Annotated in this window: 9 protein-coding genes and 1 pseudogene; 4 read left to right on the forward strand and 6 right to left on the reverse strand. The window is 72.7% G+C overall.

Annotation, left to right across the window (positions count from 1 at the left end; genetic code table 11):
* Window positions 1-167: 167 nt before the first annotated feature.
* Complete coding sequence (gene ltrA, locus ETAA1_RS04105; RefSeq protein WP_390621231.1) at window positions 168-1,925, reverse strand: group II intron reverse transcriptase/maturase; 1,758 nt, start codon at window positions 1,923-1,925, stop codon at window positions 168-170.
* Between the two features lie 218 nt (window positions 1,926-2,143).
* Between ltrA and ETAA1_RS33750 the strand changes: the two are divergent.
* A pseudogene (locus ETAA1_RS33750) lies at window positions 2,144-2,440 on the forward strand (ECF-type sigma factor); the annotation flags it as partial.
* A gap of 1,503 nt (window positions 2,441-3,943) precedes the next feature.
* Here the strand turns inward: ETAA1_RS33750 and ETAA1_RS04115 are convergent.
* A protein-coding gene (locus ETAA1_RS04115) for an IS630 family transposase (protein ID WP_238389368.1) occupies window positions 3,944-5,081 on the reverse strand; the annotation gives its coding sequence in 2 pieces (ribosomal slippage) (window positions 3,944-4,640 and window positions 4,639-5,081; 1,140 coding nt in all).
* A 335-nt stretch (window positions 5,082-5,416) separates the two neighbouring features.
* Between ETAA1_RS04115 and ETAA1_RS04120 the strand changes: the two genes are divergently transcribed.
* Window positions 5,417-5,725 carry a hypothetical protein gene (locus ETAA1_RS04120; RefSeq protein ID WP_145234563.1) on the forward strand — a complete coding sequence of 103 codons (309 nt, stop codon included), beginning with the start codon at window positions 5,417-5,419 and terminating at the stop codon, window positions 5,723-5,725.
* A 209-nt stretch (window positions 5,726-5,934) separates the two neighbouring features.
* Here the strand turns inward: ETAA1_RS04120 and ETAA1_RS33755 are convergent, their stop codons facing one another.
* The 4 genes from ETAA1_RS33755 to ETAA1_RS04135 are packed head-to-tail and all read right to left on the reverse strand — an operon-like array spanning window position 5,935 to window position 9,253.
* Window positions 5,935-6,102, reverse strand: coding sequence for a RyR domain-containing protein (locus ETAA1_RS33755; RefSeq protein ID WP_202920647.1), 168 nt, complete (start codon window positions 6,100-6,102; stop codon window positions 5,935-5,937).
* Window positions 6,099-6,956 (reverse strand): tetratricopeptide repeat-containing protein, encoded by an 858-nt coding sequence (locus ETAA1_RS04125; RefSeq protein WP_202920648.1) that lies wholly within the window; start codon window positions 6,954-6,956, stop codon window positions 6,099-6,101. Before ETAA1_RS04125 ends, ETAA1_RS33755 begins: the two co-directional genes overlap by 4 nt.
* Complete coding sequence (locus ETAA1_RS04130) at window positions 6,953-8,764, reverse strand: NUDIX domain-containing protein (RefSeq protein WP_145234565.1); 1,812 nt, start codon at window positions 8,762-8,764, stop codon at window positions 6,953-6,955. Before ETAA1_RS04130 ends, ETAA1_RS04125 begins: the two co-directional genes overlap by 4 nt.
* Window positions 8,765-8,776: 12 nt before the next feature.
* The gene (locus ETAA1_RS04135) at window positions 8,777-9,253 is read right to left on the reverse strand and encodes an NUDIX domain-containing protein (protein ID WP_145234567.1); all 477 of its coding nucleotides are present in this window, start codon (window positions 9,251-9,253) and stop codon (window positions 8,777-8,779) included.
* Window positions 9,254-9,386: 133 nt separating this feature from the next.
* Between ETAA1_RS04135 and ETAA1_RS04140 the strand changes: the two genes are divergently transcribed.
* Both ETAA1_RS04140 and ETAA1_RS04145 read left to right on the forward strand, forming a co-directional pair.
* Window positions 9,387-10,343, forward strand: a complete 957-nt coding sequence (locus ETAA1_RS04140; protein ID WP_145234569.1) for a LysR family transcriptional regulator — start codon at window positions 9,387-9,389, stop codon at window positions 10,341-10,343.
* A 124-nt stretch (window positions 10,344-10,467) separates the two neighbouring features.
* Window positions 10,468-14,511, forward strand: a complete 4,044-nt coding sequence (locus ETAA1_RS04145) for a tetratricopeptide repeat protein (RefSeq protein WP_145234571.1) — start codon at window positions 10,468-10,470, stop codon at window positions 14,509-14,511.
* Window positions 14,512-14,525 lie beyond the last annotated feature (14 nt).

Genomic DNA, 14,525 nt, shown 5'->3' on the forward strand with positions numbered 1-14,525 from the left:
CCGTCTCACCGCGCCGCATCTTCTGGGTCCCGAACCCAGCGATGGGCATGGCGGCGGGAAACGGGGGCACGGCAACGGAAAGCCGCCTGCTCTGGTCGCGGTAGGGACGGCCCTTTCGGGCCGCCCCCCGCACAGATCCGGACGAGCGGAATTACCGCATCCGGCTCTTACCTCGGGTGCTTGGCGTCGAACCGCACGTTCGGATAGGGATGCTGGATCTTGGGTCGCGGAACGAAGAAGGCAATCAGCGGGCGGAACCGCTCCCAGTTCATCCGGCCCTTCTGGCCCCGGCGTCGTAACGCCTGAAGCCAGTGTCGGACCGCCTGCTCCCGGAACGCGGCCAGACTCGCCATGTTGCCCGGGACGGCATGGTAGGCGAAGTACCCCCGCACCACCCGGCCCAACCACTGGCCTTGCCGACCGAGGGGAGCGTGGCGGTGCTTCCGCAACGTCTCGCCGACCTCCGTCAGCTTGGCTCGGAGTCGCTTCTTCGCCGTCGTCCGTCGCACGATGAACCCCTCCTTCCCGTGCTTCCGCACCCAGCGGTGCGTGAAACCCAGGAAGTCGAACGATTCCCGCCGCCCTTCCCCCCGCTCCCATCGCCGCCAAGCCGCGAGCCGGCTGAACTCGATGAGCCGCGTCTTCTCGGGGTGCAGGCGAAGGCCGAACGTCTCCAACCGTTCCCGGAGTTCGCCCAGGAACTGTTCGGCCTCGTGACGATGCTGAAAGCCCAGGACGAAATCGTCCGCGTATCGGACGATGAGGACATCGCCCTTCGCGTTCCTCTTCCGCCACTGGTTGACCCACAGGTCCAGAACGTAGTGCAGGTACACGTTCGCGAGGAATGGTGAAATCACCGAACCCTGCGGCGTTCCGACCTCCGTCTTGGACCACTGACCGTCCTCGGACACACCCACCCTCAGCCATTTCCGGATCAGGCGGAGCATCCGACGATCGGCGACCCGGTGCTCGACGAACTTCCACAGCCATTCATGGCTCACGGCATCGAAGAACCCTTGAATGTCTGCGTCGATCACCCAGTTCACCTTCTTCCGCATCAGCCCCACCCAGAGCGCGTCCAGCGCGTCATGCGGGCCGCGCCCGGGGCGGAACCCATACGACAGGCCCAGGAAGTCAACCTCCCAGATCGCCCCGAGAACTTTCGCCACGGCCTGTTGGACCACCTTGTCCTCCAACGCCGCGACGCCCAGCGGTCGCATCCGCCCGTCGGCCTTCGGGATGAAGACACGCCGGGACGGCAACGCCCGATAGGTTCCCGCGTGGACCCGCCGGTGCAGGTCCACGACACGATCTTCGAGGTCGGCTTCGTACCGCTCCCACGTCACCCCGTCGATACCCGGAGCCGCCCCGCGCTTGAGCGCGAAGAAACTCTCGAACAGCAGCGGGATGGTGATGTGGTGCAGTAAGGCAGTGAACCTCGCCTTCTTATCCTTGCGCGCGACTTCACGCACACGTCCCAGATCCGTCGATGCGAGACCCCGGCTCTGCGTCCGGCTCGCAGTTTCACTGGTCGTGTTCCCCTCGGCGGGTGGCCTTCCCTCCCCCGTCTCCGCGGGTGGCACCAGCCCACCCTTGTTCGACGAGTTCTTCGGTACTACGCCGCCCTCCGACTTCCCAACCCCGTGCGCGCCAGAGGTGCGGCTTGTGGCCTTTTCTGGCCGACCCGCGATGCCCGATGCGGGTGGGGCTGGGATCTCCCGGTTCCCGTGCGAGGAGTTTCCACGCGTGTACAGGGTCTCCGACTGCGCGGGGTCCGACAGCGGCTCGCCTGTGACGTCGCCGTCGGTGTGGCCTTCCGCCTCAGCTAACGGCGTCGGCACCCCGGAGGACCTGATTTCGCAGCTCGATGGCTGACCCGCGTGTGCCCCTGTCAACGCTTCGCCGACGGCCTTGCGGCCGTCCACGCATGACTCGGGGTCGGGGTGGCTGGCTGGGCCTTCCCCGTGCGACTCTTCCATTCGCGACTCCTCGCCGGTTTAACCGGCGCACTAGCCGTCCGGTGAAATGACGCTCTCGGAGCCCGTTTCATGCCGCTCACCGGCCGGCGGTGCGGGTGCCGGACCGCTCACCCGGGCCTGTTTTCGGGTGATCCCGCCCCCAACCGGCGATATGCTCGGTCTTCATGTCCGACGTGACCAGCCTTCTGGATGCCGCTGCGGCCGGCGACCGCCAGGCCGCCGCCGCCCTGCTCCCGCTCGTGTACGACGAGTTGCGGAACCTCGCCGCCGCCCGCATGTCATCCGAAGCCCCCGGCCACACCCTCGGCGCCACCGCCCTCGTCCACGAGGCGTACCTGCGGCTGGTCGGGGACCAGCAGTTCGACGGCCGGGGGCACTTCTTCGCCGCCGCCGCCGAGGCCATGCGCCGCATCCTGGTGGACGCCGCCCGCCGCAAGGCGACCGTGCGGCACGGCGGCGATCCGTTCTCACCCCGACGCGAAGGAGAACGCGATGGCCGCCGTCAGGTGCCCTGCGGTCTGCGCCGTCGCCTCGGCCGGTGGGACTACCGACCCCAGGTCGGTCAGGAAGCCGTGGGCGATCTTCGCGGACTGGGGCGGGCGGCACGCGTGAGGGTGTTGCGTCCGGTGCCGGCCCAGGCCACGGACACGGCTGGCCACCTCGACGCCCGCGCTGTCGGCTCCCTGTGCCCGGTCGGCTCCCGGATGAAGGCCGTTAACGCCCGGCTCCACAGGCCCTCACTCGCGGCCCGCCGGGTGACTGCCTCCGGCTCGTCCTCCTTCTCGATGGAGAGGGCGCGCGTCATCACCTCTCGCGACACCTTGCCGTCGAGCCGCAGGCCCCGGGTTGCCCACCCGAGCCGGGAACAGCGTGTAGAGTCGAGCAGCCGGTACGCGAGCCCGCAGGAGGCCAGGGCCACAGCCCGGCCGAGGGCGGTGGACAGCATCCTGACCCAGCTGGTACGGTACCCGGGCCGGCCCTCTGCTACCGTTGACACTCGTGCGAATTTCTCCGGGCAGCCGGCGGCGGCGGGCGGATTCCATAATCGTGATGGCGCCTCCACTTTCATGTGCGGTGTCTCTGGCTCTACGGTCGCAACTCCTCCCTCCGCGAGGGGCCGGACGACCGGCGGCTTGTGCTCCGCACCCCCGCCCGCCCGACCGGTGTCGCGGTCGTTGATCCCCGAAGCGGCGGCCGCGGCCCGGCCCTTCGGCCGCCTTGCTAGCCCGGGGTCCGGCCCGTGCGTCGCCGGTCGCGGCGCCGCGACCGCCGCGACCGCCGCCCGGCGGGACCGGACGGGGCGGACGGCTGTGGCCCCCCACCGCCGCCGCGCTGAGGAGGGCCGCTGCCGCCGTCCGCCTCGTCCCTGATCCACCACTCCCGACTGCCGGGCGTCGGCCGCACCCCGCGCGGTCGTCCCGGCTCGGCAGCACGAGTCACCGCCCTTTCCGGGGCCGGGGCACAGCCGCAGCCCCCCGCACCAGGACCACCGCCCGCCCGGCGGCTCGGGGAGGGTCGCAGCAACTGCTCCAGGGCGGGCCGGGCGGTCGAGACACGATGGGGGGCGGGGGGCGGCTCCGCCGCCCGTCTGGCCGCACAGAGGAGGGGTAAGCCCCCCTGGGAGGGGCTGCCACACCCCCTTAAGGGGGCAACTGTCGCCGGGGCGTTCCTGGCGGGCGTCGAGGGCGTACGTGGTCATGGCCGATTGGGCGCCGCGCGTGAAGCTAGGAAAGATGGGGTGAGTGGAGTCGGACGCGGAGGGGCCGGAGGGGGGTGGCCGCGCCCCCGCCCTCCCCGTCGTCCTGGCGATGCCGGCCGTGATCCCGACGCCGCCGCACCGGCCGAGCGCGCGCCTGACGCCCTGCCTCTGGTCCGCTCCCTTCGGGGGATCGAAGCCCTCGGCCTGCTGCCCGCCGCGGCCCACGCTCGGGTGAAGGGGGCCGCGCCCTTCTGCTGCTAGTCGGTCAGCACTTTTGAGGTGCGGGGTAGAGCCGGCGGAGTTTGACCCGGGCGTCGGCCGTCGTGAAGCGCCAGTTCACTCCGACCTTCCGCTCGTTCCGCTCCTTCACCCACGCCGTCACCACCTGCCTCAGCCGCGCCGCCGACCCGATCCGGCGGTCCAGGCACTGACCCGACAGGGCGGCCAACTCGCACTCGGCCACGTTCAGCCACGACCCGTGCTTCGGGGTGTAATGCCACTCCAGCTTCGCGGCGATCCGCCGCGCCCGGTCCGGCTCGAACGCCTCGTACAGGCACCCCGGGTCGTGGGTGTTCAGGTTGTCCGTCACCAGGACCAGCTTGTCGGCCCCGGGGTGCCGCTCCTCGACCAGCCACCGCAGCACCTCGGCGAAGTCCTTCGCCGTCCGCCGGTCCGTCACCGTCACCTGCCGCCAACCCGCCAGCGGCTCGGAGATCATGAACAGGTTCGCCGTCCCCTCCCGCTTGTACTCGTAGTCGTACCGGGCCGGGGCGCCCGGGGCGGTCGGCAGGGGCTCACGGACCTCACTCACCAACTGCTTGGACGACTCGTCGATGCAGACCAGCGGCCGCTTCGGGTCCGCCGGCCGGTGGTACACCTCGATCACGTCCTCCATCCGGGCCACGAACTCCCCGCTCGGGCCGTCCGGCAGGCACCACTGCTCCTTCAGGTGCGGCTTCACCACGTTTTTTCATCACCCGCCGGACCGTCTCGGCCGAGACGGCGGGAACGACCTCCAGCTCGACCAACTTGTCGGCCAGCATCCGCAGGGTCCACCGGGTGCGCTCGTCCGGGGGCGGGGAGCAGGCGAGGGTGATGAGTCGGGCCTCGGCCGCCCCGTCCAGCACCCGCTCCCGACTCGGCTTGGCCTGGGCCTTCCGGGTCAGGGCGGCGGCCACCCCCGACTCGACGAACCGCTGGCGGACCCGCCCGACGGTGTCGGTGCTGACCTCCACGGCCTCGGCGATCCGGTCGTCCGTCCACCCCGGCCGGCCGTCGGCGGTGTCGGCCTTGAGCAGGATGCGGGCGTGGGCCACCTTCTGGGCCGCCGTCCGCCCGGCCGCCAGCAACCCGGTCAGCTCGACCCGCTCGTCGGCGGTCAGCGTCACGACATACTTCTTCACGCCGGAGTCCTCCCGATCGCCCCAGTGGAGCTGATCGGGGGGCTGTCCGCAACTCGAAAGCGTCAGCCGACTAGGGGGCGAAGGAGTCGACCGGGGAGATCATCGCGGCCGACCCGCTGCCGCGGGGCGTCGCGGCCGGCCGGCAGGAAGCCGGGCGGGTGGCGGGATGACCCGGCGCGGGAGGGGGCGACCGATCCGGGTCACTGAGCGGGCCGCCGGCGAAACGCCAGCGTCCAGTCGTTGAGGTGCATGCCCGCCAGTTCGGGGGGCGGCGGGACCGGGTCCGGCGGGGCGAGCGGGACCGGGTCGGTGAAGTCCCGCCCACGGGAGTCCAGGTGCTCAACAGCTTTACGGAGCAGCCGTACCGCGACCTGCCCGAGTGCTTTGCCGGGTGGATGGGCCGGGCGGAGCCGGCCTCCGGCGAGGTGTTCGAGCCGAAGACGGTGGTGGACAGGGTGGACGTGGCGGCGGACACCCGCATTTGCCTGGCGGCGGTGTTCGACCTGGTCGGGCGGGAGGTCATCTGGGCCGACATCGCCCTGAGCAAGCACCCGCGGTTCGCCAACCACGTCCGCGACAACCGGGCAAGGGCGCATTCGAGACGGAGCCCGAACCACGGGGCGCGGGACAGGACGCTGCGGTAGTCGGTGGGGTGCCCGGGTCCCAGTTGCCAGAGCGTGCGGAGAGGGTTGGCGACGGTGCGGCGGCCGGTCGTGAGCACCGCCCCGACCAGGAAGGTCGAGAACCGCTGGTACGTCGGGCTGGTGAACTGGAGGGCGAGAGCCTGGACGAGGGAGTGCGCTTCGGGTGGTAGAATCATGGCGGCCGTCCGCGGGCGAGGGCCAGGAGAGCTTCAGCAACCCTCATGGTAACTCGCCGCGGGCGGCCGCGCAGAATCGGCACCAGTCGAGCTAAGCGCCCACATGTCGTGCGCGTGCTCGGCTGGCCGCTCCGACAGCGCCAGCACGTCCGGCGTCAACTCGACGGCCGAGGTGTCGAGTGGCCGCGGGGTGTACGTCAATCGCCGGCCGTGGGTCGGAGGAACGGACTGAGCGGGGGCAACCGGCCGTGCAAGTCGGCGGGGACCGGCTGGCCGAGGAGCCCGTGCGCCTGGGTAACGCGGCGGAGCTGGCCGCCCATGCTCTGCGGGTGGTGCGGCTGGGCGTCCGGGTGGCTGGCGGCGACGTGGTAGTGGGCGACAGCGTCGTCCCACCGGCCGAGGATCGCCGCCGCCTCGCCGCGCGTCGCCAGGTGCCAGATGTGGTCGTCGGCCTGCCGCCGCGCCCGCGCCAGGTCCGGGGCGAGGAGCGCCTCGGCGCGCTGCCGGGCCTCGGCCGCGAGCGCCTCCGACGCGGGGAGCCGCCCCCGCGCCAGCGCCAGGGCGGCGCGGACGAACACCAGGAACGCGACGTTCACCGCCGGGTACCCCGACCCGGGTGGCTCGCACGCCCGGCGGTACCGGCCGGCGGCCGTCGCGTACTGCTCGTCGGCCAGCTCGAACGCGAGGTTGCGGCCCGGGTCGCCGGCCGGCCGCGACAGCCCGTCGTCCAGGTGAATGTGCCCGCGGTCCTTCGGCAGCCGGGCCCACAGGCAGTACGTGTCTTCGTCGAGCCGGCCGCCGAACCGCCGGTCCACGTCCGCCAGTAGGTCCTCGGCGTCGGCGGGTCGGCCGCGGCGGATGAGGTTGAAAGCCCGCTCGAACCACAGGTGCAGCGCCGTCGGGTAGCGGTCGGGGGCGGTGATCGCGGCCAGCAGATCCCCGGCCGCGTCGAGGTCGGCGGGGTCGGAGCCCCGGTTCCACTGCCGGGCCACCCTGAGGAGGTGATGGTGGCTCGGGTACCGCCGCCCCAGCAGCTCGACGACGCGGTCGGTCATGCGACGCCTCCCGGCCGCGTCCGCTCGTACTGGACGGCCGCCACCCCGGCCGACACCAACGCCGCGGCCCGCTCCCGCGGTGTCTGGTTTTCGAACCCGACGGTCGTCAGCCCGTAGCACGTCAGGAGGTAGTCATACTCCTTCAGCCACTCGTGGACGCGGTTCGGGCGCAGGCCGAGGTGCGTCGCGGCGTGGCGGCGGATGGCCAGGACGACGGCCGCCAGCCGGTCCCACCCGATCCGCGTCGCGTCCGACGAGACCGCGTCGATCCACACGCCGGACTCGTGCGCGTCGCGGGTGGCGGCGGCCAGCCGGGTCTCGAAGGCCTCGACGACGGCGGCGAACTCGGCGAGGGTGCCGGTCGGGTGGAGCGCGGCGGCGGCACGGACCTTCAGCTCGGTCTCCAGCTTGACGAAGTCCCACCCGACGAGGTTGTCGCACGACGCGTGTTCGTAGTCGAACAGCGCGGGCGAGCCGGCCTGGTTGTCTTCCACGCCGACGAGCACGTTCCGCCCGTGCAGGTCGCCGTGGGCGCGGCCTCGGAGGGTGCGCGGCAGAATCTGGTCCGGCGACTCTCCGTCGGCGACCTCGGCCTCCAGGAACTTGGCGTAATCAACCGGGTCGAGGTACCGATCGCATTCGGGCGGGAACGCGGCCCCGACCTGCTGTCGAACCTCAACCGCGTCGGCCGCCGACTCCCACCGGGCGAGTGCGTCGCTGAGCCGCCGCCGCGGGCCGCCTCGGAGCGGGTTCAGCGCCACGCCGGCGGCGTCCGGGTCGGCCGGTCGCGTCGCCGTATAGAGCACCCGGCCGAGCTGCGCGAATAACTGGTCGAGCGACTGGAGGACTGAGCGCAGGTCGGGCGAGCCGAGCCGCACCGCCCGCAGCACGGCGACCTCCAGCGTGATGACTTCGTCCACGCCGATGTGCGGCCCCGCGTCCTGGTACGCGAGCGCGGCGAGCTGCGTCGGCGTGTTCGCGTGGAAGCGGGGTTCGAGCGCCATGAACACGGCGTCGGCACGGAACCCGACCGGCCGGCACGCCGCCCACGCCCCGAGTTCCTGGGCCAGCCGATCGTGCGCGGCGAGCTTCACGATGTAGGTGCCCGGCTCGCGGTCGTCGCGCACGTCCACCCGGAGGATGACCTCGCCGGGCCGCGGGCGGAACCCGGCGTACACGTCGAGCGCCAGCACGGCCGTCGCATTCGGGAAGGCGGCGGCGATGCGGCCGTCGTAGTCGGCGAGGGTGTGGGCGAGGCCGGCGGCTGAGCCCTCGGCGCGGATCAGGTGGTCCTGAAGCCGGCGCTCGGCGCGGTGGGTCCACACGACAGTCGGCACGGTCGAACCTCGGAAGTCGCGGGGCCGGTCGGGGATGACCCCGGCGAGCCGGAAGACGGTTTCCACCTGGGCCGAGACGGGCCGGCCATCGGCCGCCGCCCCGCGGAGGATTTCCGGCAGCGTCAGCCACCGGTTCGCCGGGTCGGCGGCGACCGCCGCCGCGGCCCGCGTGGTTAGCAACTCGGTGTCGTACAGCTCGACGCGGTAGAGTGTCTCGACCCCGGCCGAGCCGGACTGCGCCCGGTACTCGCAGGTCGGGGCCACCGGCGCGGCGGCGACGCGGAAGTCGGTTCCGGCGGCGAGGCCGAGTTCCTCCTCGACCTCGCGGACGCAACATTCGCGGATCGATTCGCCGCCCTCGACGTGCCCGCCGACGAGCGCCAGTCGCTGCCAGGTGTCGCTCCACTGCGCCAGGTACTCGGCAGGTCGGCCGCGGCGGATGAGGGCGAGGCCGGCAACAGAAGTTCGCACGTGCGCCCTCGTTCACATGCCGACGGCGCGGCGGACGTCAGCCAGCGACATCACCGCGAGGACGTGGCGGGCCGTCTCCGAGACGGGCTCGTGGTCGGTGAACTCGGCGGGCGTGAGCCACACCGCGACGTGCCCCGGGAGCGGCCGCGGCTCGGCCCCGACGCGGCTGGCGAACAGGTGATAGCGGTAGCGTTTCCACTCACCGTCGCGGCCGCTCTGCTGGTACGGCGGCACCTCCGCGTGGAGCTTCACCAGCGCCGCCGCGTCGACCGGCCGGCCGAACACCTCGGCGGCCGCCCGCGCCGCGGCCCGCGCCGGGCTCTCGGCGGTCGGGGCCGCCCCTGGCGACGCCGGCGGGAGGACGGCGACCTTGCTCATCGGCAGGGTAAAGCTCCCCCAGTCTGGATTGAAGTCGGCTAGCAGCCGCTCCCCGCGGGGGTCAGCGATGAGGACGACGGCGACGTCTACGACCGGGAACGGCTCGGCCACGGGGCACCTCCAACGGGTTGGTGTCGGTCTCGGTCGATGATACCCGCGCCGCTGGCCGATCGAAGCTGAAAACACGATGATTGCCCCGCCGGCAGCGTAATCCCAACTGTCGGGCAAGAACCGGAGTCGGCCCGTGGCGGCGACGAAGAATGTGCTCAGCCCCGAGCTGTGCCGCACGTTCGTGGCCCTAGTCCGTCACGAAGGGTCGGTCACGGCCGCGGCGCGGGAGCTCGGGTTGAACGAGGCGAGCGTGTCGAAGCGTCTGCGCCCGCTGGCCCGCGGCTGCCCACCCGCGGTGCCGCGGCCGTGGCTGGCGAAACGCGGCAAGCGGTTCGTGACGACCGACGAGGGGCGGCGGATGCTCACCGCCGCGACCGAGGCCGCCGCCGGGTGGGACCGGTTTGCGGCCCTCGCCGCCGCCGACCGCGAGCCGGCGGTGACCGTCGCGTGCGGCCACGAGGCGGCGGGCGGGATCGTGCTCGCCGCCGCCGCCCGGTTCCGCCGCGAACACCCGGCGGCTGCAGTGCGCGTGGTCGTCGCGCGCGGCCGCGCCCGGGTCGAGGGCGTGGCCGTGGGCCGGTTCGACCTGGCGCTCGTGACCGACACCCCCGCCGCCGTGCGCGAGGTCGCCCGCCGGCCGGTATTGGTCGAGGCGCTGGCGGAAGACGAACTCGTCGCCGCGTGCGCGATCCGCTCCGACTGGGCCGCCGCTTTCGCCGACGCCGCGCGACCCGTCACCGCCGTCGAAGCGGTCGGCTGGACGCTCGTGCTTCCTGAGGGCGACTCGGCCGTGCGCCGCCGTTGGGACGAACTCGTCCGCCGCCGCGTCCCGACGGCGGCGCCTCGTGTGGCGGTGGAGGCCGGCGGGTGGCGCGTCCTGGCCGGGTACGTCGCCGCGGGCTTCGGCGTCGGGCTCCTCCCCCGGTCGGTCGCAGCCGGGCTCGGGGTGAGGGTGAGGGTGAGGGCGTTGGCGGCCGACCTGCGGCCGTCGAACCGGGTGTACGTCGTGCGGCTGGCGGACGCCGGCGAGCGGGCGGAACTCATCGACGCCTTCCGGGCGGCACTGGGGGGCGCGGCGGGGCCGGACTGACGGTGCCCGTTGGTTGACGTATCGCAGCGTGTCAGGCAACGAGGCGGAAACTCGCGTCAGCCGGCCGGCGGGTCGTGTACGATCAGTGGCGTGCGTCTCTCCCCGCACTCCCGGGAGTGAACCCGTGCCCGACTCACCCGCGCCCGACGACGCCCTCCTGCCGGCCGACGATCTCCCGCCCGAGCCGGCGCTGTCGGACGAGGACCGCGCCGCCGCCCTGCTGCTGGAAGGCGAGGTGCCGAGTCCCCCGCGCCCCGCCCCGGAGGCGGAACCGGAGCCGGAGGCCGACACCGGGGTGCCAGCCGAGGCGATGTTCCCCATCATCCGGGTCCGGGAGATCGGCGGCCGGTATCGCGCGCTGCGGCTCGACGCCGACGGGGTGACCCTCACCGCGGCCGAGGCCCCGCCGGCCGAGCCGGACGACGACCCGGCCGGTCGGCGGCCGACCGTCACCTTCCGCGCGGGGTGGGACGAGATCGCCGCCGCCGAGGTCACGCCCGAGGCCTCGGGCCAGGCCCGCGTCCGGTTCCGCCGAGGGGCGCAGGAACACGACTCGACCGTCCCGGTCGCCCAGTGCCGTAACGTCCTCCTCGCCCTGGCCGGGAAGCTGCCCGACCGGTCCCGCTCGACGGTGGTCCCGCCCGACGAACAGCCGGCCCCGCCGAAGCCGCCCCGACGGGGGCGGGCCGGGCGGAAGCCCTACCGGTCCCGGGTGCTCGGGGCGGTGCTGAAACTCATAGGGCTGTGCGTCCTCGGCGGGATGTTCGCCTTCGTGATGAGTGATGCGTGGGACCGGCTCTGGGCGAGCAGCAAGTTCCTGTGCTTCTTCCTCCCCCCCTTCGCATACGGGGTCGGGGCAGTCCTCATCTACCGAGGGTATCAACTCGGCGCCCGCACGTTCGACCCGGGCAAGCACCCCGACGACCGGCCCCCGATCCTCTACCTGCGCGGGTTCGACACCGACGGCCGGCGGACGCTCCAGCCGGAAACCTTTCTCGCCCGGGTCCACGGGGTGAAGCCGGTGTGGCGGCACAAGGAGAACCGCAAGGGGTGGTGGAATCGAGACATGACCGAACTGGTGAAGGACCTCACCCAGTCGGGCTACCTCCATCCCCTCCGGCTTCTGCGGATGCTGCTGAACGCCGGGGCCGACACCGTGGCGGAAGTGTTCGCCATCGGGTTCCGGCGGCTCGGCCCGCTTGTGGCGATCGGGCGCCCCGGCGACGCCCTGGCCACCCCCGGGCCGGACCAGATGTACGTCCCGGACGAGAAGTGGCAGCAGGTGGTTCTCGACTACCTCGGCCGCAGCCAGGCGGTCATCCTGATGCCGTCGAATAGCCCCGGCGTGCAGTGGGAGATCGACCAGGTGTTCGCCCGGGTGCCGCGGCACCGGGTGCTGCTGGACATGCGCGAATTCCGGGGCGACCCGAACGGCTACGAGCAGTTCCGCGCCCGGGTCGCCGGCCGCGGCGTCCGCCTGCCGGAAATCATCCCAGTCTGGGATCGGCACGGGTTCGTCTACTTCGAGCCGGACGGCACGCCCCGGGTACAGGCGTTATGCCTGAAGTCGCCGGTGCTGTGGCCGCTGACCGGGAACGCGGTCGATACGCGGCGGACGTTCGGCAGCTACATCCAGGGCTTGGCCGGGGGCGACCGGCCCCCCCCGGCCCGGCCGCGCGCGTACCCCGGGCACACGGCCGCTTCCCTCGTCGTCACGACCGTGATGGCCCTTTTCCCGCTCGCCGTCCTGAACGCCAACACGGTCTACGCCGACATGGCCTGGCGGTACGCAAGCGCCGGCGTCAGCGGGACACCGCTCGCGCGGGTGGTGCCCGAAGACGACCCGACCGGGCCGGCGGCCCGTGCGTACACAGGGACGCGAATGCCGTACGAGTTCCGCCTCGGCCCCGCCTGGGTTCCGAAGACGACCTCCGCCGGTACGAACGCCGTCGAGTACCTGTTCAGCTACTGGGACGGTCTGGCCGAAATCGCCATCAACGTAGTCGAGACACCGTTCCCCAACGACGCGGCGGTGGTGAGCTACTACCGGACGGTGGTCGAGGAGACCGCGCGGCGGCAGCGCCCTGGAATGAACGCAGTCGTGACGCACACGGACCCGATCACGGTACGGGAGAATGGGGCGGTATGGCTCGCAGTCGAGTTCACCATCACGGGCGGTGGGGGGACGGGGTACAACCACGTGCGGGCTTGGCGGACCCCGCACGCCACCCTGTTCGCTGAAGTCGCCGTACCGTCCGGCGGGACGTACAAGACGTTCGCCGACCGGTTCTTCTCGACCCTACGGGTGACCGGCCCGGCTCCAACCCCGGTCGTCATCCCGCCACCCACCCTGCCGCCAACCCCGATCGGGAATCCGCCGGCGTGGGAGCCGAAGCTTGTCGTAAACCCGCCGCCGCCCACGCCCGTCGCGTCCGACCCGGTGGCCGAGGTGCTCGCCGCCGCCAACGCCGGCCGGCCGGCCAAGTACGACGGCAAGGCGATGGGGTACACCCTCACCCTACCCGGCGTGTGGCGGGCCGAGCCCATTCCCGCGGCGGTGGAGCAGAACGTCCGCCGGGCGGCCGGCGACGCCAAGGTGCAGGTCCATGCCCTCGACCATCATTTCCTCCTGCGAGACAGTTCATTCGGCGCGCTCGGTACGGAGGTCATCGAAGGCGAGTTCGATCACGCCGACCTGCCGGGCGTGGTCGCAGAACAGGAGCGAATCCAGCGCGAACTCCTCCGAGCCGCGGTCGGGGTCACGGGTCCCGCGCTGGAACTCCGGGTCGTCGGCAGTCGCACCTTCACCGCCGGCAGCCGCGATTGGAGCGAGTACGAATTCCGCGTGACCGCACCCGGGCGGAACGAAGGATTCACCCTGCTCAACCGGATCACGACGTACCGCGGGAAGACTCTGATCGTGACCGGCCGCGTGCAGCACTTCGACCCGCGGGTCCGCCGGCTCGTCGTCGAGGCGCTGGACGCGGTCACGATCACCCGCACCCCGCCGCCCGGGGCCGACCTGCCGTGGGCGGGGAAGACCGTCATCCCGACCCGCTTCGACGTCCTCGCCCGGCCGCGGCCCCCGATTCCCGGGAAGGCCGCCGAGCCGCTTCGAGACGGCTCGTACACCGTTCTCGCCGACGACGGCGGCCGGCTGAAGGTCCGCGACGGCGGCCGCGACGTGTGGTTCGACAAGGACGACGCCGTGCCCCTCGAACACGCCGTCGGGTACTTCACCGACCGCCTCGCCGCCGACCCGAAGTCCGCGCCCGCCCGGTTCGGCCGGGCCGTCGCCCGCGACCTCCGCGGCGAACCCGAGGCCGCCATCGACGACTACGGCGGGGTGATCGAGCTCGACCCGAACAACGCCGGCGCCTACGGCAACCGCGGCGACCTGCGGCGGCGGCTCAGGCGGTTCGCCCCCGCGGCCGAGGACTACACCGCCGCCATCCGCCTCGCCCCGACCGACGCCGCCAACCACGACTTCCGAGGCCTCTGCTACCTCGAGCTGCGCGACTACCCGAAGGCCGCCGCCGACTACACCGAAGCCATCCGGCTCGGCCGGCGGTTGCCGCACGTCGTCAACAACCGCGGCCTCGCCCGGGAGCAACTCGGCGACCTGCCGGCCGCGGCCGCGGACCTCGCCGAAGCCGTCCGCCTCGACCCCGGGTTCGTCAACGCCTGGCGGTCCCTCGGGCGGGTCAACGCCGCCCGCGGGTTGGCCGCCGACGCGGTCGCCAACTACTCCGAAGCCATCCGCCTCGACGCCGGTCATGCCGACACCTTCTACCGCCGGTCCGCCCTCCACCGCGGCCGCCGCGACTTCGGCCTCGCCGCCGCCGACCTGTCCGCCGCCCTCCGCATCGCCCCGGACCTCGCCCCCGCCCTCCGCGACAAGGCCTGGCTCCTCGCCACCTGCCCCGACCCCGCCGTCCGCGACGGCAAGGCCGCCGTCGCCGCCGCCCTCAAACTCGTCGGCGCCGGCAAGCGGCCGGGCGACCTCGCCGTCCTCGCCGCGGCGCACGCCGAGGCCGCCGACTTCCCCGCCGCCGTCCGCGCCCAGCGGCAGGCGCTCGCCGACCGGGAGTACGCCGCCGCTGCCGGCAAAGCGGGCGCCGATCGCCTCGCCTTGTACGAAGACGGGAAGGCGTACCGCGAGCCGTGAGCCGCACCGGAGGC

The sequence above is a fragment of the Urbifossiella limnaea genome (assembly GCF_007747215.1).
GTDB lineage: Bacteria > Planctomycetota > Planctomycetia > Gemmatales > Gemmataceae > Urbifossiella > Urbifossiella limnaea.